The 20,724-nt window shown below is 68.0% G+C and carries 17 protein-coding genes and 1 tRNA gene; 6 read left to right on the top strand and 12 right to left on the bottom strand.

What is annotated here, in order from left to right; translation table 11 throughout:
• Positions 1-115: 115 nt before the first annotated feature.
• From AAN986_RS23160 to AAN986_RS23135, 6 genes are all read right to left on the bottom strand, one after another.
• Positions 116-190: transfer RNA gene (locus AAN986_RS23160), tRNA-Arg, on the bottom strand.
• Positions 191-267: 77 nt separating this feature from the next.
• Positions 268-4,587 carry a translocation/assembly module TamB domain-containing protein gene (locus AAN986_RS23155; RefSeq protein ID WP_047217500.1) on the bottom strand — a complete coding sequence of 1,440 codons (4,320 nt, stop codon included), beginning with the start codon at positions 4,585-4,587 and terminating at the stop codon, positions 268-270.
• 2 nt (positions 4,588-4,589) lie between these two features.
• On the bottom strand, positions 4,590-6,512 hold the full coding sequence (locus AAN986_RS23150; RefSeq protein ID WP_206424516.1) for a BamA/TamA family outer membrane protein: 1,923 nt from the start codon (positions 6,510-6,512) through the stop codon (positions 4,590-4,592).
• 4 nt (positions 6,513-6,516) lie between these two features.
• The gene (locus AAN986_RS23145) at positions 6,517-7,704 is read right to left on the bottom strand and encodes a VWA domain-containing protein (RefSeq protein ID WP_046987465.1); all 1,188 of its coding nucleotides are present in this window, start codon (positions 7,702-7,704) and stop codon (positions 6,517-6,519) included.
• Positions 7,705-7,735: 31 nt separating this feature from the next.
• Positions 7,736-8,446 carry a GNAT family protein gene (locus AAN986_RS23140; RefSeq protein ID WP_016450127.1) on the bottom strand — a complete coding sequence of 237 codons (711 nt, stop codon included), beginning with the start codon at positions 8,444-8,446 and terminating at the stop codon, positions 7,736-7,738.
• A gap of 11 nt (positions 8,447-8,457) precedes the next feature.
• Positions 8,458-9,312, bottom strand: a complete 855-nt coding sequence (locus AAN986_RS23135) for a MoxR family ATPase (RefSeq protein ID WP_016453731.1) — start codon at positions 9,310-9,312, stop codon at positions 8,458-8,460.
• Between the two features lie 116 nt (positions 9,313-9,428).
• Here AAN986_RS23135 and AAN986_RS23130 point away from each other — a divergent pair, with 116 nt between their 5' ends.
• Positions 9,429-10,103, top strand: a complete 675-nt coding sequence (locus AAN986_RS23130) for a c-type cytochrome (RefSeq protein WP_016450129.1) — start codon at positions 9,429-9,431, stop codon at positions 10,101-10,103.
• Between the two features lie 75 nt (positions 10,104-10,178).
• Here the strand turns inward: AAN986_RS23130 and AAN986_RS23125 are convergent, their stop codons facing one another.
• Both AAN986_RS23125 and AAN986_RS23120 read right to left on the bottom strand, forming a co-directional pair.
• Positions 10,179-10,637, bottom strand: coding sequence for a DUF1841 family protein (locus tag AAN986_RS23125; RefSeq protein WP_016453732.1), 459 nt, complete (start codon positions 10,635-10,637; stop codon positions 10,179-10,181).
• Positions 10,638-10,716: 79 nt separating this feature from the next.
• A complete protein-coding gene (locus AAN986_RS23120; protein ID WP_034347952.1) occupies positions 10,717-11,316 on the bottom strand; it encodes a short chain dehydrogenase in 600 nt (199 codons plus the stop codon).
• 106 nt (positions 11,317-11,422) lie between these two features.
• On the opposite strand from AAN986_RS23120, the gene AAN986_RS23115 reads away from it, so the two are divergent.
• Entirely contained in the window at positions 11,423-12,313 is an 891-nt protein-coding gene (locus tag AAN986_RS23115) for a LysR family transcriptional regulator (protein ID WP_016453734.1), read from the top strand.
• A 10-nt stretch (positions 12,314-12,323) separates the two neighbouring features.
• Here the strand turns inward: AAN986_RS23115 and kefC are convergent, their stop codons facing one another.
• Positions 12,324-14,207 (bottom strand): glutathione-regulated potassium-efflux system protein KefC, encoded by a 1,884-nt coding sequence (gene kefC / locus AAN986_RS23110; protein ID WP_047217502.1) that lies wholly within the window; start codon positions 14,205-14,207, stop codon positions 12,324-12,326.
• A 297-nt stretch (positions 14,208-14,504) separates the two neighbouring features.
• On the opposite strand from kefC, the gene AAN986_RS23105 reads away from it, so the two are divergent.
• Together AAN986_RS23105 and AAN986_RS23100 are read left to right on the top strand one after the other, a co-directional pair.
• Complete coding sequence (locus AAN986_RS23105) at positions 14,505-15,134, top strand: LysE family transporter (RefSeq protein WP_012203595.1); 630 nt, start codon at positions 14,505-14,507, stop codon at positions 15,132-15,134.
• Between the two features lie 341 nt (positions 15,135-15,475).
• A complete protein-coding gene (locus AAN986_RS23100; RefSeq protein WP_017406698.1) occupies positions 15,476-15,940 on the top strand; it encodes a MaoC family dehydratase in 465 nt (154 codons plus the stop codon).
• Between the two features lie 131 nt (positions 15,941-16,071).
• Here AAN986_RS23100 and AAN986_RS23095 read toward each other — a convergent pair whose 3' ends face one another.
• The 3 genes from AAN986_RS23095 to AAN986_RS23085 all read right to left on the bottom strand — a co-directional run bounded on the left by AAN986_RS23095 (position 16,072) and on the right by AAN986_RS23085 (position 17,845).
• Positions 16,072-16,377 (bottom strand): DUF4148 domain-containing protein, encoded by a 306-nt coding sequence (locus AAN986_RS23095; protein WP_016453737.1) that lies wholly within the window; start codon positions 16,375-16,377, stop codon positions 16,072-16,074.
• A 183-nt stretch (positions 16,378-16,560) separates the two neighbouring features.
• Positions 16,561-17,058, bottom strand: coding sequence for a tRNA (uridine(34)/cytosine(34)/5-carboxymethylaminomethyluridine(34)-2'-O)-methyltransferase TrmL (gene trmL / locus AAN986_RS23090; protein ID WP_047219384.1), 498 nt, complete (start codon positions 17,056-17,058; stop codon positions 16,561-16,563).
• A gap of 52 nt (positions 17,059-17,110) precedes the next feature.
• The gene (locus AAN986_RS23085) at positions 17,111-17,845 is read right to left on the bottom strand and encodes a phosphoribosyltransferase family protein (RefSeq protein WP_013803988.1); all 735 of its coding nucleotides are present in this window, start codon (positions 17,843-17,845) and stop codon (positions 17,111-17,113) included.
• 89 nt (positions 17,846-17,934) lie between these two features.
• On the opposite strand from AAN986_RS23085, the gene AAN986_RS23080 reads away from it, so the two are divergent.
• Positions 17,935-18,837 (top strand): hypothetical protein, encoded by a 903-nt coding sequence (locus AAN986_RS23080; RefSeq protein ID WP_047219385.1) that lies wholly within the window; start codon positions 17,935-17,937, stop codon positions 18,835-18,837.
• 670 nt (positions 18,838-19,507) lie between these two features.
• Positions 19,508-20,689, top strand: coding sequence for a cytochrome c oxidase subunit II (coxB, locus tag AAN986_RS23075; RefSeq protein ID WP_016450139.1), 1,182 nt, complete (start codon positions 19,508-19,510; stop codon positions 20,687-20,689).
• Positions 20,690-20,724: the final 35 nt, after the last annotated feature.

Genomic DNA, 20,724 nt, shown 5'->3' with positions numbered 1-20,724 from the left:
CTCAACACCCTATCCGGTGTCGAGGGGCTCTTGTCGTTTCTGCACTGTTCATGTCCCCGGTATGTCACCAGACCATTTACAGTGCGCGCAAATGATTAATGCAAAAACCATCTGATGGTCCCTCCGACAGGAATCGAACCTGTATCTGGCGCTTAGGAGGCGCCCGTTCTATCCATTGAACTACGGAGAGGAGCAAACGGCGATTGTAAACCCATGGCAGGCCCGCCCCGCGCAGCGCCGGCAGGGCGGCTGCGCAGGGGTGGGGCGTCAGTCCTTGCGCACGGTGTAGATCAGGTCCAGCGCGCTGGTTTCCCCGGTCTGGCCGCGCAGGGTGAGGCGGCGCGAGAGGTCGTAGAAGATGTACAGCGTGCCCATGGCGCCCGAGAGGCTTTGCTCGTAGGTGACATAGAGGTCGCTGGACAGGCGCTTGCCCAGGGTGAGGGCCGCGCCGGTGGAGCCCTCGCCGCCCGGGCCCTTGAAGCCGATCTCGTCCAGGCCCAGGTTGCTGGCGATCTTGCCGCTGTTGTTGCGCCCGCCGCTGAGCAGGGACAGCGCGGCCTGCTGGAGCAGGGCGCTTTCGGCGCCGCCCGTGGCGGGGTCGCGGCCCATGACCACCCAGGAGAGCTTTTCGGCATCGGGCATTTCGGGGTCGGAGTACAGGCGCACGCGCGGGGCGTTGGCCGTGCCCTGCACCTGCACGCCTGCGCGCACGGCGATGTTCGGGCGCAGCGCCAGGATGTCCAGCGAGGGGTTGGCGTAGGGGCCGTTGAAGCGGATGAGGCCGGTCTCCACGTCCAGCGACTGGCCCCAGGCGCGGTAGCGGCCCTGCACGGTGCGGATCTCGCCGGTAATGCGCGGCGGGCCGCCCGCCACGGTGGGGCCCTGCACTTCCAGCGCGCCTTCCAGGCGTGTGGTGATGCCGTAGCCCTGCAGCGCGAAGTCGCGGCCCAGGTCGAGCTTGACGAGGATGTCGGGCAGCTTGATGGTTTCGGCACGGGCCTGGGCCTTGCGGTCGGCCTGCTGCTGCTTGCGCGCGGCTTCCTGCTCGGCCTTGCGCGAGGCGGCCGAGTGCACGACCACGTCGGAGTCCAGCGAGGGCGCGGATTCCTCGGGCAGGATGATGGTGGCGCGGTCGGTGGTGAGGTCGCCGCGCAGCGTGAACTGGCCTTGCTCCAGCCTGGCCTGCAGGCCGCCCGAGACGCTGACCTGGCGGTCCGCGCGCACCAGCACCTGCAGCCTGGTGGCCTGGGCGCGCAGGTCCATGCTCAGGCCGGAGTTGCTGCCATCGGCGTTGGGCGGGTCCCAGCGCACGAAGCCCGAGCCCGTGAGTTCGCCGCCTTCGCGCGGTGCCGTGGTGAGGTTGCCGCTGTAGCCCAGGATGCGCGCATTGCTGCCGCGCCCGCCCTGCATGCGCAGCTCGGTCAGGTCCAGGCGGTTGCCTTGCAGGCGCGCGCGCAGCACGCCGTTTTGCAGGTCGATGCCGTCCAGCGCGGACAGGATGCTCAGGCCGTCGGCCGAGAGATTGCCCTGCCACTGCGGGTTCTGGCGGTCGCCGCTGATATCGGCCTTGGCCTGCAGCGAGCCGGTGACGCGCCAGCCGGGCGGGGCGAACAGCGCCCAGATGCCGATGTCGGGCATGCGGGCGTCTATCTGGCCGGACAGAGGGGCCTTCTCGGGCCAGGTCCAGGTGCCGTCCTGCTGGGCCAGGCGCGTGCCCAGCTGCGCGGTCAGGGTGCCGGCGCGTTCGCTGTCCCAGTCGAGCTTGGCTTGCACGTCGTCGCCCTGGGCACGCACGCTCAGGCGGGCCTGCTTGATGTGGGCGCGCATGCCGACGCCGCGCACGGTACGGGTGCGCACTTCGCCGGGCTTGCTGGAGCGCGGCCCCGTGGTGTGGATGACGGTGGTGCCCGAGCCGTCTTCCACGGCCAGGCGCAGGTCGCCGGCTGCACGCTCGACCAGCAGTTCGGCCTTGAGCGCGGGGCCCGTCGTGTCGATGTCCCAGCGGGCGTTGAAGCTCAGGTCGCCGCTCAGGCCCATGGCGGCCAGCGGGGGCTCCTCGGCCATGGACAGGGCATCGACCCAGGCCAGCGGCAATGCCTGGGCGCGGCCTGTGCTGCGCAGGGCCCAGCGGCCGTCGCTGCCCTGGCTGGCGCGGGTGTCGTCCCAGGCCAGCAGCACGGGCTGGGGCGCTTGGGCATTGGTGCGGCGCTGGGGCAGGGTGGGCGGCGTGACCTGCAGGCTGCCGGCCGATGCCGTGAAGGCGGTGGACAGCACGGTGCGGCCCGTGGTGCGCTGGGCGATCCGTACGGGCTGGTTGCCTGCCAGTTGCAGCTGCCATGGGCCGGGCAGGTCCTGGCCCGGACTCAGCCGGGCCTGCAGCTTGTCGATGCTGGCCTGCCAGTCCAGGGGCGCGGCACCGCGCGCCGTGGCAAGGCCTGCCTGCAGGGCCGTGTCGATCTGCGCGGTCTGCGTGCCGCGCTTCGCCTGGCCGGCCAGGGTGAGGCTGGCCTGCTCGGGCGAGCCCTTGAGGGCCAGGCGCAGCTCGGGCAGCTCCAGCGCCTGCTCGGGCGGCGTGTTGGCGGGCAGGTAGCGCAGCTTGGCGGCCTGCAGGTCGGCCTGCAGTTGCAGGCCGCTGGCGGGCAGGGGGTCGCCCACGGCGGCCTTCATGCGCTTTTGCAGTGCGCCCCATCCGCCGCGCCAGCTGGCGTCCAGCTGGGCCTGGCCTTCGATCAGGGCGCCGGCCAGCGGGTCCTTCATGCCGGGCAGCTTGCGCAGCCACTGTGTGAGGGCGGTGAGTGACGACAGCTTGAGCTGGCTGCTGCCCTGGCCTGCGGCGGGGCTGATGTGGCCGTCCAGCGAGAGTTCGGCGCCGGGCAGCTGGGCCTTCAGCACGGTCTGCAGCTTTTGCTGTTCGGTGTCGAACTGCAGGCTGCGGCTGCGCACCGAGGCCTGCAGCGCATCAAGCTGCAGGTTCTCCAGCGACAGCACGGGCTGGGCCCAGCGGCCTTTGGTGGCGAGTTTTTCTATGCGCAGGGGCTGGCGCTTGGCGCCTGCGGGCGCTGCTGCGGCCTGGATGTCCACGCTGAAGTCCACCTGCTGCTCTGCCGTGGTGCTGGCGCGCAGCTCGCCCTGCAGCGGTGCGGCTTCCAGGAGGCTGTAGAGCGCGGCGGGGTCCAGGCGCTGGACCTTGGCCTGGCCTTCGAAGACCTTGGTGGCGGGCTCGAAGCGGCCCTGGGCGTCGATGCCGCCCGAGCCTATGGCGATCTGCGCCTGCTCCAGCAGCCACTGCTGGCCGTCATAGCGCACTGCGGCCTCGATCTGGTCCAGCGGCAGGCGCTGGCGGTCCCAGGGGCCGGGTATGGCGTTGTTCAGGCGTGTCGTCAGCTGCCAGGCGGTGGTGGCGATGGCCGAGCCTGGTGCCTGGTCCGATGCCTGTTCCGTGGCGGGTGCCTGGGCTGTATCAGCTGCCTTGCCATCCGGCCCGGCCTGCAATTCGCCGCTGATGCGGGTGCGCGGTCCCTGGGGCCAGAAGGCGGCGATGTCGATCTGGCTGAGCTGGGCGCGCGCGGTCTGCAGCGGCTGGGGCTGCCAGGGCCGGATGCTGGCCTCGATGTCCGCGTGCATGGGTTCGGACACGGGGGCGGCTTCCTTGCGCTCCCTGGCCTTGCCGTTCTTGCCATCGGCCTTGGCGGATTTCTGTACGGCGGCAGGGGCAGGCGTTTCCTCGGACACCGTCCCGGGCTTGGCATCAACCTGGAGCTTGATGCCCAGTTGCGCAGCGGCGGTGGCCAGGGTGCCGTCGATCTGTGCCTTGGCCTGCACGGCCAGCGGTGCAGGTTTGGGGGCCTTGGCTGCGGAGGCCTCGTCGTCCGAAGCCAGGGCAGGCGCCTGCAGGTCGCCCTGCAGCTCGGCCTGGATGGCCATGGGCGCGCGGGCCTGCAGGCGCAGCCTGGCCTGGTAGCTGCCATCGGCCCATTGCAGGTCGCGCACGTCCAGCTGGTGCTCGCTGCCGTCGTAGGCGTAGTGGCCTTGCAGGCCCAGTACCTCGGCCTGGGGCGGGCCTTGCCAGACGATGCGCTCCACATGGAAGGGCACGTCGATCTTCACGGGCAGCACGAGCTGCTGCAGCGGCTCGACGGGTTTCTTGTCCTCGGGGTCGGGCGTGCTGGCAATGTTCAGCTCGGCGATGCGCACTTCGCCCAGGCGCACGGTGCGCGACAGCAGGGGACGCAATTGCCAGCCGATGGTGGCGTCGCGCAGCTCCACCTTCATGGTGGGGCTTTGCCATTGCAGCCAGCCGATGCGCCCGCCCTGGCGCACGGTGCCGGTGACTTCCTTGGCCTGCAGGCTCTGGCCTGCGGGCAGCCAGCCGGCCACGCGCTGCAGGGTGTAGGCCAGCGAATCGGCACGGCCGCTCCACCACCAGGCGGAACCCAGCAGGGCGGCCAGCAGCAGGACCAGGACCAGGAAGAACCAGAGCAGGTAGCGCAGCCAGCGGCGGCGGGGCGCAGGCGACGGAGGGGACGCCTGGGGGCTTTGGTCTGGCGCGGCGGAGGAGGCAGGGGTATTCAAGCGGGAATCCACCATGGTCAGAAGTTGAAGCCCAGGCGCAGGTGCAGGCGCAGCTGCTTTTCCTGGGCGCCCCAGGCGATGTCGGCCTGCACGGGGCCCACGGGGCTGCGCCAGCGCAGGCCGGTGCCCACGCCCACGCGCATGTACATGGAGTCGGGCGCATCGCCCACGGTGCCGGCGTCCAGGAAGACGGCGTGCTCCCAGTCCTGTGTGTTGCCCTTGATGACGATGGGCCGCTGCCACTCGATGCTGCCCACGGCCATGTAGCGCCCGCCGATGACCTTGCCGCTGTCGGTGCGCGCACCGATGCTCTGGTACCCGTAGCCGCGCACGGTGTTGTCGCCGCCGGTGATGAACAGCTGGGTGACGGGCAGGTCGGCATCCTTGCGGGCCAGCAAGGCACCGCCGGAGGCGCGCAGCGCCAGGCGGCTGCGGCGCTTGGTCTCGGGATCGACCTCGCCGATGGGAATCAGGCTGAGCCAGCGGCCCGAGACACGGCCGAACGGCGTGCGCTGGGGCGTGAGCGTGGTGCCCGCGCCGACTTCCCAGGCGAAGCCGAAGCCCGAGGAGGGCGCCAGCGTGCTGTCGAAGTAGCGGCCCGTCCAGCCGTAGTTGGCCGTGACCGACGAGCTGGACGGGGGCGCGCCCTCGCCCTGGGTCTTGGCGTAGTCGTACTGCAGGTAGTAGTTGCGGTCGATGTGGTCTTCGGACTTGGTGCGGCCGGCGCGCAGCTGCAGGCTGTTGACATCGAAGTCGCCCGAGGGCGCGCGCTCGGCCTTGGCCGTGGTGAACCAGCGCCACAGGGTTTCATCGGGCAGGGCGGTCCACTGCGTGGAGATCAGCGGGTTCTTGCGGTCGAAGCGCATGCGCGTGACGGCGCGCCAGCCCAGCCAGGGCAGGCGGTTGTGGATGTGGTCCACGCTCAGGCGCGGGCCGGTGTCGGTGCTCATGCCCACGCCGAAGACCCACTTCTGCATCTGGGCCTCGCGCACCTGGGCGATGACGGGCGTGGTGACCTGGGCGCCCTTGCGCTTGATGGCTTCCTCGTCCTCGGCGGCGCTGTCTCCCTGCTGGGGCACGTTGGCCAGCGTGAGGAAGACGGAGTCGTAGTAGCCGCTGCTGGCCAGGCGCAGCTGGGCGTCGACCAGGGCGGTCTGGTCGTATTCCTCGCCCTCGGGCAGGCGTGCGATGCGGGCCGTCCCCACGGGGTCGTAGCGCTGGGCGCCTTCGATGCGCAGCGGGCCGAAGGTGTAGGCCGGGCCGGGTGCATAGGCCACGCTGACGTCGGCCTCATGCGTGTCGGCGTCGATGTCGGCCAGGCTGGAGTCGATGCGCGCCAGCGGGTAGCGGCGCGACTGCAGCGTGCGCAGGCCCTGGCTCTTGGCCTGGCTCCAGCTGGACTGGCTGAAGCGCTGGCCGGGCTGCAGCGGCCAGTCCTCTTCGATGGTGGCGCGCTGCGAGGCGCCTTCGGGATCGTCGGCATTGACGCCCGCAAAGCGCACCTGGCTGCGCGCAATGGTGGCGGGCTCGCCCGGGTCCACCTTGACGGTGACCTCCAGCGGGGCCTCGTCGGATTCGGGCGTTTCCTTGATCTCCACCGTGACCGTGGGGCTGAAGTAGCCCAGCGTGCCGATCAGGTCGCGCACGTTGGCGTCGGTGGCGCCCAGCAGCCGCGTCAGCTCGCGCCGCTGCAGGTCGCTCTGGTAGCGGTAGCGGCGCAGTTCGAGGTGCTTTTCCAGCAGCTCGCGCACTTCCTTGGGCGCATCGACGACGAGCGAGAAGGCCGGGTCGCCGGTCGCTGCAATCAGCGACGGGTCCGTGTCCTTGTCATCATTCTTGGACGGCAGGAGGCTGCAGCCGCCGAGCATCAGGGCTGCACTCAACAGAAACAAAAACGCCGGCCCTCGGGCCGGCGCTGTCGCGGGGGGGAGCTTGGGCATCGGCCTATTTTGACAGCAGGCGCATGGCGTCTTCCAGACCTTTGAGTGTCAAAGGGTACATGCGGTTGCCCGTGAGCTGCTGGATGATGCTGATGCTCTGGCGGTACTGCCAGACGCCGGGCGGCTCGGGGTTGATCCAGGCAAAGCGCGGGAAGGCATGCGTCAGGCGCTGCAGCCATTCGGCGCCGGGCTCCTCGTTCATGTACTCCACGCTGCCGCCGGGCTGCAGGATCTCGTAGGGGCTCATGGTGGCGTCGCCCACGAAGATCAGCTTGTAGTCCTTGTTGTACTTGCGGATGATGTCCCAGGTCGGAAACTTCTCGGCGAAGCGGCGGCGGTTGTTCTTCCACATGAAGTCGTAGACGCAGTTGTGGAAGTAGTAGAACTCCAGGTGCTTGAACTCGCTCTTGACGGCGGAGAACAGCTCCTCCACGCGCTGCACGTGCTCGTCCATGGTGCCGCCCACGTCCATGAGCAGCAGCACCTTCACGTTGTTGTGGCGCTCCGGGATCATCTTGATGTCCAGGTAGCCCGCGTTGGCGGCCGTGCTGCGGATGGTGTCGGGCAGGTCCAGCTCCAGCTCGCCGCCTTCGCGGGCGAACTTGCGCAGCCGGCGCAGCGCGACCTTGATATTGCGCGTGCCCAGCTCCTGCGTGTCGTCGTAGTCGCGGTAGGCGCGCTGCTCCCAGACCTTGACGGCGCTCTTGTTGCGGCCCGGCCCTCCGATGCGCACGCCGGCCGGGTTGTAGCCGCCGTGGCCGAAGGGGCTGGTGCCGCCCGTGCCTATCCACTTGTTGCCGCCTTCGTGCCGCTCCTTTTGCTCTTCGAGCCGCTTCTTGAGCGTCTCCATCAGCTCGTCCCAGCCCATGGCCTCGATGGCGGCCTTTTCCTCGGGCGAGAGCTCGCGCTCCAGCAGCTTCTTCAGCCAGTCCTGGGGAATTTCGCGCGTGAGGTCGGCCACCATCTCCACGCCCTTGAAGTAGGCGGCGAAGGCGCGGTCGTACTTGTCGTAGTGCTTCTCGTCCTTGACCAGCACGGTGCGGCCCAGGTGGTAGAAGTCGTCCAGGCTCCAGGCGTCCTCGCTCCTGGGGCCGACCACGCCGGCCTGCAGCGCCTCCAGCAGGGTCAGGAACTCCTTGACCGAGACGGGCAGCTTGGCCGCGCGCATGGTGTAGAAGAAGTCGATCAGCATGGCATCTCCCGGGGGCCTTGCGTACGCGCCCTCATGTGCGCGCCACGGCGGTGCTGCCGTCCGAATGGCGCTGCAACTGGTCCAGCAACTGGGCGCGCGACTCGGGCCATTCGCCGCTGCGCAGGCTGTACATCACGGTGTCGCGGATGGTGCCGTCACGGCGCAGCGCGTGGCCGCGGATCACGCCGTCCTTCCTGGCACCCAGGCGCTCGATGGCGCGCTGGCTGGCGAAGTTGAAGCAGTCCGTGCGCCAGCCCACCACATGGCAGGCCAGCGTGTCGAAGGCATGGCCCATGAGCATGAGCTTGGCCGAGGTGTTGACATGGGTGCGCTGCACGCTGCGCGCGTACCAGGTGTAGCCGATCTCCACGCGGCGCACCTCGGGCAGGATGTCGTGGTAGCTGCTGGTGCCCAGCACGCGGCCGCTGTCGTCGTCGAGCACGGCAAACGCGAAGCGCTTGCCCTGGCTGCGCTGCTCCAGCGCGGCCTCGATATAGGCGCGCACGTCGTCGGGCTCGGGCGCGGAGGTCACGCGGATGCGCCACAGCTGGCCGTCCTGCACGGCCTCGCGCAGCCCGGCTTCATGGGCGAGGGCCAGGGGCTCCAGCCGCACGCCGTTGAAGCGCATGACCACGGGTCGCACAAAGCCCTGGTGCGCCACCGCGCCGGCCACGGGAATGGTCGTCACCTGGCCGGTGAGGGCCGGCACGCCCGTGTCGTTGGTGTGTTCGGGATGGGGCATGGGCGCAGGCCTCAGCGGTTGCGCTGGTTCATGAAGACCAGCTTCTCGAACAGGCTCACATCCTGCTCGTTCTTGAGCAGGGCGCCCACCAGCGGCGGCACGGCGACCTTGCCCTCGGCGGTCTGCAGCGATTCCACGGGAATGTCCTCGGCCACCAGCAGCTTGAGCCAGTCGATCAGCTCGCTGGTGGAGGGCTTCTTCTTGAGGCCGGGCAGGTTGCGCACGTCGTAGAACACCTTCATCGCGGCGGCCAGCAGCTCGCCCTGCAGCTTGGGGAAGTGCACGGCCACAATCTGGCGCATGGTGTCGGCGTCGGGGAACTTGATGTAGTGGAAGAAGCAGCGGCGCAGGAAGGCGTCGGGCAGCTCCTTTTCGTTGTTGGAGGTGATGAACACCAGCGGCCGGTGCTTGGCGCGGATCATCTCGCGCGTCTCGTAGCAGTAGAACTCCATGCGGTCGATTTCGCGCAGCAGGTCGTTCGGGAATTCGATGTCGGCCTTGTCGATCTCGTCGATCAGCAGGGCCACGGGCCGGTCTGCCGTGAAGGCCTGCCACAGCACGCCCTTGACGATGTAGTTGTGGATGTCCTTGACGCGCTCGCCGCCGTCGATGTCGGACAGTTGCGAGTCGCGCAGGCGGCTGACGGCGTCGTATTCATACAGGCCCTGCTGGGCCTTGGTGGTGGACTTGATGTGCCACTGCAGCAGCGGCATGTCCAGCGCGGCGGCCACTTCCTCGGCCAGCATGGTCTTGCCCGTGCCGGGCTCTCCCTTGACCAGCAGCGGGCGCTGCAAGGTGGCTGCGGCATTCACCGCGAGCATCAAATCTTGGGTGGCGACGTAGTTCTCGGAACCTTGAAATTTCATGGGCGGTATCAGCGTAAGTATTGATGGGGACGCTTGACGGTGACTGCCATAATCGTTCGCGCTACCCGCTCAGCAGTAGGCATCCGTCAGAACTCTTGAAGGATTGTGCGCGCAAAATGATAAAAACTTTGACCACGGTATTGGCGCTGGCTGTCGCATCTGTGACCTCTGTGGCACAGGCCCAGCAAAGCAAAGGTGACGCAAAGGCAGGGGAGGGGAAGATCGCCATGTGCATTGGCTGCCATGGCATCCAGGGCTACCAGGCCAGCTTCCCCGAGGTGTACAAGGTCCCCAAGATTTCCGGCCAGGGCGCACCCTACATCGTGGCCGCGCTGCAGGCCTACCAGAAGGGCGAACGCAAGCATCCCACCATGCGCGGCATTGCCGATCCGCTGACCGAGCAGGACATGGCCGACGTGGCGGCCTACTACGCCGAGCATGGCGTGGCCAAGGCCGCCGACGCCAAGGTCCGCGAGCCCAGCACCCAGGTCGCCGCGCTGCTGCAAAAGGGCGCCTGCGTATCCTGCCACGGCCAGGGCTTTTCCAAACCCATCGATCCCAGCTACCCCAAGGTGGCCGGCCAGTATGCGGACTATCTGTACTCCGCCCTCAAGTCCTACAAGACCGAAGGCAACCCCCATATCGGCCGCAGCAACGGCGTGATGGCCGGCATTGCCAAGCAGTTCACCAACAGCGAACTCAAGGCGCTGGCCAACTACATCGGCAGCCTCGATGGCGAGCTGCAGACCCTGCCGCAGCCCCATTTCCGCCTGGGCCACAAATCGCAGTGAATCGCGCGCAGCCCCATACCCCATAGCAAAAGCCCGCAATCGCGGGCTTTGTCTTGAGGGTGATGCACAGAGGCGCTATGCGCCGCCCGTGGCCTTGGCACCGTCGCTGGTGGCGCGGCGCTGCACGGCGGCAATGTAGGCCTCGCCATCGGGCGGGCGGCCCGAACGCTGGCTTTCCCAGAGCATCTGCCCCAGGCATTCCATGGTGGCGTGGTGGGCGTCGTGCAGCGAGTCCAGGCGGCGGCTGAGCAGCTCCACGGCCTGGCGTATGCCGCGCGGCTGGTCGATGCTGCACTGCTCGCTGATGGACAGATGCATGGACAGATGCAAAAACGGATTGGTCACGCCGGGCGTGGCGTCGTAGTCGCGCAGCAGGGCGGCGTCCACGTCGGCAAGGTCATCGAAATACTCGGGATGCTCGGCGATCCAGAGGCTGGCCAGCGTCTCTATGGCCTCCATCGGCGCGCCGCTCAGCATCTTGGTGCGCACGCCGCAGAAAAAGCGCCGCACATCGGCTTGGGTGGGGTTGAACATGGTGGCGCGCAGCGTAGCACGCAGCCTTTTTGGGCGGGGCACGCAAGGACTTTGCCGAGGGCCCGCCGCAAGACATGGATCAGAGCACTTCGAAGACCCTGCCGGTCTGGGCGCCTTCCACGCTGCGCTGGTAGGCCAGGGCCACGCGCGCGGCGGGCACGGTCTCGAAGCCGGGGAAGACCGAGCCATAGGCATCGGCCGATTCGGTCAGCAGGGTGGGGCTCACGGCGTTGATGCGCAGGCCGCGCTGCAGTTCGACCGCGGCGCCGGTGACGAAGCCGTGGAGGGCGGCATTCACTGTCGATGCATTGGCGCCGTGGCGGATGGGCTCGGTGGCGGCGACGCCGCTGGTCAGCGTGATGGAGCCGCCGTCGCGCAGCCAGCGCTGGCCCAGCAGGGCGAGCCGCACCTGGCCCAGCAGCTTGTCCTGCAGGCCGGAGTTGAACTGCTCGGCCGTCATCTCGGACAGCGGGCCGAAGTGCAGCTTTCCGGCCGTGCTGACGATGGCGTCCACCTGACCGGCGGCTTCGAACATTTTCTGCAGCGTCTCGGGCTGCGTGAAGTCGGCGCGCAGATCGCCGCTGTTGCGGCCCACGGTGACGATGTCATGGCGCGGGGCCAGCAGGGCGTGTACGGCGCGGCCGATGGTGCCGGAGGCACCGATGAGAAGGATCTTCATGCGGTTTTCTTTCTGAGGGGGTGAACAGGCCTCCAGTGTTTTGCAAATCATGGATGGCATAAAGTAGCTGGATCTTTTTGTACTCCTAAGCATTGGTTGGCAATCCATGGACAAGCTGCGCAATATGGAGGTCTTCATGGCCGTGGTCGAGGACGGCAGCTTTGCCCAGGCCGCGCGGCGCCTGGACATCTCGGCCGTGATGGTGGGCAAGCATGTGCAGCAACTGGAAGCCCATCTGGGCGCGCGCCTGCTGCAGCGCACCACGCGGCGCCACAGCCTGACCGAGGTGGGGCGCAGCTTCTACGAGGACAGCCGCCAGGTCTTCGAGCAGTTGCGCTGGGCCGAGTCGGCCGTGGAGCGCAGCCGCAGCGCGCCCCAGGGCCTGCTGCGCATCAGCGCGCCGACCACGCTGGGCAACCATGTGATCGCGCCGCTGGTGGCCGACTACCAGCTGGCCCATCCGCTGGTGCGCGTGGATCTGCAATTGAGCGACAGCATGGTCGACCTGGTGGGCGAGAACATCGACGTGGCCGTGCGCATCGGCCCCGTGGGCGGCGAAGGCCTGGTGGCGCGGCCGCTGCAGCCCTATCGCATGGTGATCGCGGCGGCGCCTTCGTACCTGCGGCGGCGCGGTCATCCGCGTGGCGTGGGCGATCTGGCGCGCCATGACTGCCTGAGCTACGCGGTCTGGCAGCGCCGATCGGAATGGATTCTGCGCGGCGACGGCTCGGCGCCGGTGCAGTGGCCCGACGATGCCCGCCTGCGCTGCAACAGCGGCGACGGGCTGCGCCATGCGGCGCTGCGCGGCCTGGGCCTGATCCTGCAGCCCGAGGTGCTGCTGGCCGCCGACATGGCCGCTGGCCGGCTGGTGCCCGTGCTGCAGGACTGCGTGCCACTGCCGCGCCCGGTGCACCTGGTCTATCTGCCGGACCGCCGCCAGCTGCCCAAGCTGGCGCAGTTCGTGGACCACATGGTGCAGGCGCTGGGCGCGTCCTGAGGCCCGGTTTTCAGGGGGCGGGCGGGGGCGGGGTTTCCTGCGGCGCCTGGTCCTTCTCCTGCTGCGCCTGGGCCTCCTGCCGCTCCTTGGCCATCTGCTCGACCAGCTGCTGGCGGCCCTGCTTGGCCACGGCGATGAGCTGGGCCTGGTCCTTGTGGTGGGGGTACATGCGCTCGATCAGCTGCAGGTTGTGCTCCCGAAAGCGCGCGGTGGTGCGCCGGGCCTCGGCAGGGCTGTGGCCAGCGAGCTCCAGCACGGTGCGCGCCGAGACGAGGCTGGACTCGAAGACTTCGCGCTCGACATGGTGCACGCCCAGGTCGCGCAACTGGTACCAGTGGGCCATGTCGCGCGCGCGGGCCACGATCTCCAGGTGCGGAAAGCGCTTGCGCACGCGGGCGGCGATCTTCAGCGATTGCTCGGAAGAGTCCACGGCAATGACCAGCACCCGCGCCTTGTCCGCGCCGGCAATGCGCAGCAGGTCCATGCGGGTGGCATCGCCGAAGAACACGCGGTAGCCGAAGGTGTGTGCCACTTCCAGCATCTCCACGCTGTGGTCGAGGATGGTGGCCGGCACGCCCTGGGTCAGCAGCACGCGCGCCACGATCTGGCCGTAGCGGCCAAAGCCCGCAATGATGATCTGCGCGTCCTGCGGCTCCGAGATTTCATGGGCCCTGGCAGCCTGGCCCGCGCCGTCGACCTGGCAATCCTTCATGTCGGCAAAGCGCTTGAGCAGCAGCTTGTCCATCAGCACCAGCACCAGCGGGCCGATCAGCATGGACAGGGCCACGGCGGCCACCAGCATGGACGAGATGCTGTGGTGGAACACCTTGTACTGCGCCGCCGTCTGGAACACCACGAAGGCGAACTCGCCGCCCTGGGCCAGCAGCAGGGTGAACACCGGGCGCTCGCGCCAGGGCAGCTTCAGCACGCGGGCCAGGGTGTAGAGCACGGCGCCCTTGAGCGCCAGAAAGCCCAGCACCATGGCCGCCATGGCCCAGGGCGCGCGCAGCAGCACGCCGAAATCGATGCTCATGCCCACGGCCATGAAGAACAGGCCCAGCAGCAGGCCCTTGAAGGGCTCGATGTTGGTCTCCAGCTCGCTGCGGTACTCGCTGTCTGCCAGCAGCACGCCGGCCAGGAAGGCTCCCAGCGCCATGGACAGGCCCACCTGCACCATCAGCATGGCAATGCCCACCACCAGCAGCAGCGAGGTGGCCGTGAAGATCTCGGGCGTGCGGCTGCGGGCGATCCAGCGCAGCAGGGGGCGCAGCAGCAGGCGGCCACCCACCACCACGGCGGCGATGGTGCCCACGGTCTTGAGCACCTGCAGCCACAGGTGGCTGTCTGTGTGCGTGGCATTGGCGGCCTTGACCGCGCCCAGGATGGGGATCAGCGCCAGGATGGGAATGGCGGCCACGTCCTGGAACAGCAGGATGGAAAAGCCGGCCTGGCCGCTGGGCGTGCGCATGAGGTTGCGCTCGGCCATGACCTGCAGGCAGATGGCCGTGGACGACAGGGCCAGGCCCATGCCCGCGATCAGGCTCACGCGCCAGGAAAAGCCGAAGGCCCAGGCCGCCAGGAACAGCACGCCCGTGCAGGCCAGCATCTGCGCCAGCCCCCATCCCAGGATGGGCCGGCGCAGCTCCCACAGGCGGCTGGGCTGCAGCTCCAGCCCGATCACGAAGAGCATCAGCACCACGCCGAACTCGGCAAAGTGAAGAATGTCATCCACATTGCTGACAAGCGACAGTCCCCAGGGGCCCATGGCAATGCCGGCACCCAGGTAGCCAATGATGGCGCCCAGGCCCAGGGCACGCGCTATGGGCACGGCCAGCACGGCGGCGGTGAGATAGAGAAAGCCGTAGGTCAGCCAGATGGGGGCGCTGTGTTCCATGGAAGCTCGGGATCTTGGAGTTGGTGTTTACCCTGGGGTGATTGATTGTGTCACTCTCACAGCCGGGTCAGCTTTCTGACAGGGTTGAAAATGCCCCCCACGCTCCCTTTGCTGCGCAAGGTCCGCTGCCCCTGGCCGGGCGCCCCCCGAGGGGGCCGTTTTCATCTTGGGGCGGCCCGGCGATGAAAAATGCCACCGAATGCTTCACCGCCCCATCCGGCTTTGCCGCGGCAGTGCGCCAGATCGGCTGCACGGTTTTAAGATGCCGGCCTGCTCCGTATTTTTAAGGTGTTTGGCATGGATTGGCACACTTGGATCGCCTACTTTGTGGCCTGCTGGATCATTGCGGTCTCCCCGGGCTCGGGGGCCGTGCTGTCCATGAGCCATGGCCTGTCGTATGGCGTGCGCAAGAGCAGCGCCACCATCTTCGGGCTGCAGCTGGGGCTGCTGACCATCTTGCTGATCGCCGGCGCGGGCGTGGGCTCGCTGCTGCTGGCCTCCGAATGGGCGTTCAACGCCGTGAAGATCGTCGGCGCGTGCTACCTGATCTACCTGGGCATCAGCCAATGGCGCTCGGGTGCCGCACCCCTGGCCACCCAGGAATCCATGCCCGAGCTCAGCGTGCGGCGCCGCGTGCTCACGGGCTTTCTGACCAATGCCACCAACCCCAAGGGCATCATCTTCATGGTGGCTGTGCTGCCCCAGTTCATGACCACCAGCCGCCCGCTGTGGCTGCAACTGTTGATCCTGGCCGCCACCATGCTGGCCGTGGACACCATGGTCATGCACGGCTATGCGGCCAGCGCCAGCGCGCTGCGCGGCTTCATGCGCAGCGCGCGTGCGGTGCGGAGCCAGAACCGGGTCTTCGGCGCGCTGCTGATGGCCGTGGGCACGGGGCTGTTCTTCGTGCAGCGCGCCTCGCGCTGAGCCCCTCCCTGGGCTAACCCAAGGGTCTGTTGACGTTAATTTGCGGTCGCGAAGCAGCCTGCCAGCGTGCCAATCAAGGCGCGCGACGCCGTGCGTGTGCCTACACGCACAAGGAGTGCAACGCCGAGTGGCGCGCTGGCAGGCTGCTTCCCTTCGGGTTGCGCGGTTGCGGGGCCGTCTGCCGCGTTGCTCACACTCGCAAGGCATGGGCCTTGCTGCGCATGAGCGCCTTGCATACAACCCCGCAACCGCGCAACGCGATCCACAAATTAACGTCAACAGACCCTAGCTGTCGCGCGCCCGACATGGAGCGCGCGGCACCGGCCCCTACCATTTGGGGCATGAAAACCTTCCATTCCTATTCCGAAGTGCGTGCCTGCGTGGGGCAGGAAGTCGCCGTCAGCGACTGGATCACCATCACCCAGCAGCAGGTGCAGCTGTTCGCCGATGCCACGGGCGACCAGCAATGGATCCATGTGGACCCCGAGCGCGCGTCCAAGGGCCCCTTCGGCGCGCCGATCGCGCATGGCTTTCTGACGCTGTCGCTGATTCCCCAGTTTTTCCAGAGCTGCTTTCACATCGAAGGCGCGCAAATGGGCGTGAACTACGGCCTCAACCGCGTGCGCTTCACCTCGCCCGTGCCCGTGGGCAGCCGCCTGCGCGCGCGCCTGACGCTGCAGGCCGCCGAGCCCATCGAGCCCGGCGGCCTGCAGATGACCTGGCTGGTGACCGTGGAGCGCGAAGGCGCGGACAAGCCCGCCTGCGTGGCCGAGTCCGTGGCCCGCAACTACGGCGCCAAGGCCTGAATGAAAACTGACCCCCACGCTGCCCTCCCAAGAGGGAGCTTTTCATCTTGGGGCGGCCCGGCGATGAAAAAAGCCCGCAGGCGGCACCTGCGGGCTGGCTGCATGGTGGCAGCGGTTGCGGGGTCTGGGGCTCAGGCGCCGAAGTTCAGCTGGCCCGAACGCTCGGCAGCGGCGGCCTCGCGGCGCACTTCCTCGCGGCTCACGCCAGCGGTGGCGGTGTTCTGGATGGGCAGGTAGCCTTCGGCGACGGAGGGCATGGTGCCATTGGCCTGGGCGGCCTTCAGGTCGGCCATGACCTGGGCACGTGTCAGCGTGCTCTGGGTCTTCACTTCGGGCGGGTAGCTGCTGTTGTCGGCGTAGTCGAAGCCGGCGGCCTGGGCGGCGAAGGCGGAAACGGTGAGGGCGGCCAGGACGGCAAAACGGCGGGTGTTCTTCATGATTCAAGTCCTTTGTTTTGTTTCTGGGACAGGGCGTTCCTTGCGGAAATCGCTTGGTAACGTAGAGCCCATGACTCAAATGTAGGACGGTGTGGAATCGGGATAAACCCTTGGATTGGCAATGCGCTTTTTCAGCGGTTGAAACAATCGGCGGGGAACTTTCCGCCGACCCAGGCCGGTCGCTCAGGCCGCGCCCGTCGCGCCCTCGGCCAGTGCGGCGCCGGCAAACTGCTGCTGGCGCCAGGCTTCAAACACCGTCACGGCCACAGCGTTGGACAGGTTCAGGCTGCGCTGCTGCGGCAGCATGGGCAGGCGCAGGCGCTGCTGCGGCGGGAACTGCTCGCGCACCTCGGGGGGCAGGCCCTTGCTTTCGGAGCCGAACACCAGCCAGTCGCCAGGCTGAAAACCGATCGCGTGGGCGGGACTGCTGCTGTGCGTGGTCATGGCGAACATGCGCTGGCGGTCCGGCTGGCAGTCCTGCAGGAAGGCCTGCCAGTCGGCATGGCGGCGCACGGGCGCGTACTCGTGGTAGTCGAGGCCGGCACGGCGCATCAGGCGGTCTTCCATGGAAAAGCCCAGCGGCTCGATCAGGTGCAGGCTGCAGCCGGTGTTGGCGGCCAGACGGATCACATTGCCGGTATTGGGCGGGATCTCCGGCGCGACGAGAACGATATGGAACATGGCCCGTATTGTCTCGCGGCGGCCTATGCCCCCGGGCCCCGAACCCCCACGATCAGGGCGTGCGCGCCAGCACCAGGGCGCTGACCTCGGCCGCGCCTGCGCGGCGCAGGCAGGTGGCCAGCGCATGCAGGCTGGCGCCCGTGGTCATCACATCGTCGATCAGCAGGACCTTGCGGCCGCGCACATGGGGCAGTTGCGCAGGCGGCACCGCAAAGACCCCGCGCAGCTGGCGCAGGCGCAGGGCGCGCGGCAGGTCATGCTGGGCCTGTGCCGTGTGGGCGCGCTGCACGGCCTGGTGCCGCAGCTTGCCGCGGGTGGATGGGCCGGACAGCGCACGGGCCAGCACCAGGGCCTGGTGAAAGCCGCGTTCGCGCAGGCGCTGGGCAGACAGGGGCATGGGCAGCAGCAGATCGCATTGCTCCAGCTGCTCGCGGGCACCGTGCTGCTCCAGCAGCAGGGCGGCCAGGCTGCGTGCCAGGCCGGTGTCTCCCCGGAATTTGAAGTCGCCGATCACCGTGTGCCAGGGATAGGCGTAGTCCAGCGCGGCAAGGCAGTGCGTCAGTGGCGGAGGCTTGACCAGGCAGGCGCCGCAGACCTGCTGGCCGCCGCTGGCGCCGTGCCCCGCTGGCAGCGGCATGGCACAAAGCCCGCAGCGCGGCAGCGGCCTGGCCCAGCGCAAGCGGCAGTCCTGGCACAGGCGCTGCGCCGGCCAGCGGCGGCAGACGGCGCACTGGCTGGGCAGGCCGGCATGCCAGTGCGAAAGCCATGACGCAGGCAGGTTGGGCATGGAGTCAATATACTCGCGCCGCGTCCGCCACCCCTTTGCTCCGGGGCCGGGCGCCTGTCTTTCGAGGAGCCCGGATTCCCCGCCCAGCCATGTCCCACGAATTGCCCCCCACCATCGATCCGGCCGCCGCATTGCGCTGGCAGCAGGCCGCGCCTGCGGCCTCGCCGTGGCTGCATGAGGAGGTGGCGCGCCGCATGCAGGAGCGGCTGGACTGGATCGTCAAGCCGCCCCAGCGCTGGTGCCACTGGCAGCCCGTGCGCGGCGGCCTGCAGGCCCATGCGCTGCTGCGCCAGCGCTATGCGCAGTCCGAATGCCTGGTCTATGAAGCCTCGCCGCTGCATGAGGCCGCAGCCCGCGAGCAGCTGGGCGCGCGCTGGTGGCAGCCCGCGCGCTGGACCGGGGGCGCCACGCGCTTCGGCGAGCCCGAGCCCGCCGGCGTGGACATGCTGTGGGCCAACATGGCCCTGCACCAGCAGGCCGACCCGCAGGCGCTGATCACGCGCTGGCACCAGGCGCTGTCCGTGGACGGCTATGTGATGTTCTCCTGCCTGGGGCCCGATACGCTGCGCGAACTGCATGCCCTCTACGCCCAGCTCGGCTGGCCACCCGCCGGCCAGGCCTTCACCGACATGCATGACTGGGGCGACATGCTGGTGCACGCAGGCTTCAGCGAGCCGGTGATGGACATGGAGCACATCACGCTGACCTTTGCCACGCCCGAGCGGCTGCTGCAGGAGCTGCGCGAGCTGGGCCGCAACTTCCATCCACAACGCTTTGCCGCGCTGCGCGGCCGCCGCTGGCAGCAGCGCCTGCACGACGCCTTGCGCGAACGGCTGGCCGGCCCCGACGGACAGCTGGCGCTGACCTTCGAGATCGTCTACGGCCATGCCTACAAGCCGCAGCCGCGCGTGCGCCTGGAGTCCAGCAGCGCCGTGTCGCTGGAGGACATGCGCAGCATGCTGCGCCAGCCGCGCAACACGGGTTTGCGATAGCCTGAATGTCGCTTTCCGGTCATTGATCGAAAACAAAAACGTCTACACTTTTCCCGAGCTGACAGAGACAACAGCTTTTCCCTGGGCTCGCTTTCCCGGGCCGGGAAAAGACCAGCGGTCCGCAGGCCGAAAGGGGAGACGATTTGGTGTTTCGCTTTGCCACGGGAACGAGAACGGGCCGGCGCATTCAAGAGTGGCCCGCCCGCAAGTTTGATCATCACCGGCTGCAGCAGTGCCTGCTCCTCTGGGAGCGGGCACTGGTCTTTCTGTCCCTGTGTTCCCTGCTGCCCGCACTGCTGGGCCGCATGCGCTGCCTTCTTCCATCCGCTCCCGGCCCGCACGGCACACACGGCACACATGCCCTGAAGGGCCGGCGCGCGCGCATCCTCCCATCCACTTTGCTGCTGTCCCCCGAGTTCATGCGCCTGCAGGCGCAGGCGGGGATGGCGGCCCGCCCCCATCCTGGTCCCACGTCCGAGCTGCCGTTGATGCCGGCTGGCACGCTATTGGTGATTGCGCGCAGGCACATCTGCGGCGCTTTCATGCATGCTCGGACAGTTGAGGCCGGGAGTTGCCCTTTGGGCAGGCGTTGAACGGTCTGGCTGCGCGGCCCCCACGCCGGCGCAGCGGAGCGAGTGGATAACCCGAGGCTTAGATGTAAGTGAAAACTATGAAAAGCATTTCCACCAGGCTGGTTCTCTGGGGCTTGATGAGTGTGGCAGGGGCAGGCTCCCTTGCACATGCGGCGACAGATCTGCCAGGCGGCCCGGCCGTCAATCAGCTCAACCTTCATCCGGCGGTCACGCGCATCGCGCACGAGCAGCATTACCTGCACTGGATGATGCTGATCATCTGCACGGTGATCTTCATCGGCGTGTTCGCCGTGATGTTCTATTCGATCTGGAAGCACCGCAAATCGCGCGGCGCCAAGGCCGCGAACTTCCACGAATCGGCCACGGTCGAGGTGGTCTGGACCGTCGTGCCCTTCATCATCGTCGTGCTCATGGCGCTGCCGGCCACCAAGGTGCTGGTGGCGCAGAAGGACACCACCAACGCCGATGTCACGATCAAGGCCACGGGCTACCAGTGGAAATGGGGCTACGACTACATCAACGGCGAAGGCGAGGGCCTGAGCTTCATCTCCACGCTGGACAGCAGCCACCGCGTGCTGTCCGACAGCGGCGATGTGTCCAAGGCACCCAACGACTATCTGCTCAAGGTGGACAACCCGCTGGTCGTGCCCGTGGACCGCAAGGTGCGCATCATCACCACGGCCAACGACGTGATCCACTCCTTCATGGTGCCGTCCTTCGGCATCAAGCAGGATGCGATTCCGGGCTTCGTGCGCGACACCTGGTTCCGCGCCGAGAAGACCGGCGACTACTACGGCCAGTGCGCCGAGCTGTGCGGCAAGGAGCATGCCTACATGCCCATCCACGTGAAGGTGCTGTCCAATGACGGCTACAAGGCCTGGGTGGACGAGCAAAAGAAGATCGCCGCCGCCAAGAAGGACGACCCCAGCAAGGTCTGGTCCCTGCAAGACCTGATTGCACGCGGCGAGAAGGTCTATGCGGCCAACTGCGCGGCCTGCCACCAGGCCAACGGCAAGGGCGCCGGTCCCATCAAGGCGCTGGACGGCAGCCCCGTGGTCCTGGGTCCCACGGCCGAGATGATGCATGTGGTGCTGGAAGGCCGTGCCAACGGCGCCATGCCCGCCTGGAAGCAGCTGAGCGATACCGAGCTGGCCGCCGTGGTCACCTTTGCCAAGAACCACTGGTCCAACAAGACCGGCCAGCTGGTGCAGCCGGCCGAGTTCGTGGCCGCCCGCACCGGCAAGTTCCCTGCGCAGTGAGCACGCAAGACAGATGAGCGATTGGAGATAACAGC

The sequence above is a fragment of the Delftia sp. DS1230 genome, assembly GCF_040112715.1.
Classification (GTDB): domain Bacteria; phylum Pseudomonadota; class Gammaproteobacteria; order Burkholderiales; family Burkholderiaceae_C; genus Comamonas; species Comamonas tsuruhatensis.
Note: the sequence above shows the minus strand (reverse complement) of the source record. Positions and strands in the feature narration are given on the sequence as shown.

Coding starts and splice junctions, on each gene's coding strand:
- AAN986_RS23155 (WP_047217500.1), bottom strand. CDS start 4,587: ATGGTGGATTCCCGCTTGAATACCCCTGCCTCCTCCGCCGCGCCAGAC.
- AAN986_RS23150 (WP_206424516.1), bottom strand. CDS start 6,512: ATGCCCAAGCTCCCCCCCGCGACAGCGCCGGCCCGAGGGCCGGCGTTT.
- AAN986_RS23145 (WP_046987465.1), bottom strand. CDS start 7,704: ATGCTGATCGACTTCTTCTACACCATGCGCGCGGCCAAGCTGCCCGTC.
- AAN986_RS23140 (WP_016450127.1), bottom strand. CDS start 8,446: ATGCCCCATCCCGAACACACCAACGACACGGGCGTGCCGGCCCTCACC.
- AAN986_RS23135 (WP_016453731.1), bottom strand. CDS start 9,312: ATGAAATTTCAAGGTTCCGAGAACTACGTCGCCACCCAAGATTTGATG.
- AAN986_RS23130 (WP_016450129.1), top strand. CDS start 9,429: ATGATAAAAACTTTGACCACGGTATTGGCGCTGGCTGTCGCATCTGTG.
- AAN986_RS23125 (WP_016453732.1), bottom strand. CDS start 10,637: ATGTTCAACCCCACCCAAGCCGATGTGCGGCGCTTTTTCTGCGGCGTG.
- AAN986_RS23120 (WP_034347952.1), bottom strand. CDS start 11,316: ATGAAGATCCTTCTCATCGGTGCCTCCGGCACCATCGGCCGCGCCGTA.
- AAN986_RS23115 (WP_016453734.1), top strand. CDS start 11,423: ATGGACAAGCTGCGCAATATGGAGGTCTTCATGGCCGTGGTCGAGGAC.
- kefC (WP_047217502.1), bottom strand. CDS start 14,207: ATGGAACACAGCGCCCCCATCTGGCTGACCTACGGCTTTCTCTATCTC.
- AAN986_RS23105 (WP_012203595.1), top strand. CDS start 14,505: ATGGATTGGCACACTTGGATCGCCTACTTTGTGGCCTGCTGGATCATT.
- AAN986_RS23100 (WP_017406698.1), top strand. CDS start 15,476: ATGAAAACCTTCCATTCCTATTCCGAAGTGCGTGCCTGCGTGGGGCAG.
- AAN986_RS23095 (WP_016453737.1), bottom strand. CDS start 16,377: ATGAAGAACACCCGCCGTTTTGCCGTCCTGGCCGCCCTCACCGTTTCC.
- trmL (WP_047219384.1), bottom strand. CDS start 17,058: ATGTTCCATATCGTTCTCGTCGCGCCGGAGATCCCGCCCAATACCGGC.
- AAN986_RS23085 (WP_013803988.1), bottom strand. CDS start 17,845: ATGCCCAACCTGCCTGCGTCATGGCTTTCGCACTGGCATGCCGGCCTG.
- AAN986_RS23080 (WP_047219385.1), top strand. CDS start 17,935: ATGTCCCACGAATTGCCCCCCACCATCGATCCGGCCGCCGCATTGCGC.
- coxB (WP_016450139.1), top strand. CDS start 19,508: ATGAAAAGCATTTCCACCAGGCTGGTTCTCTGGGGCTTGATGAGTGTG.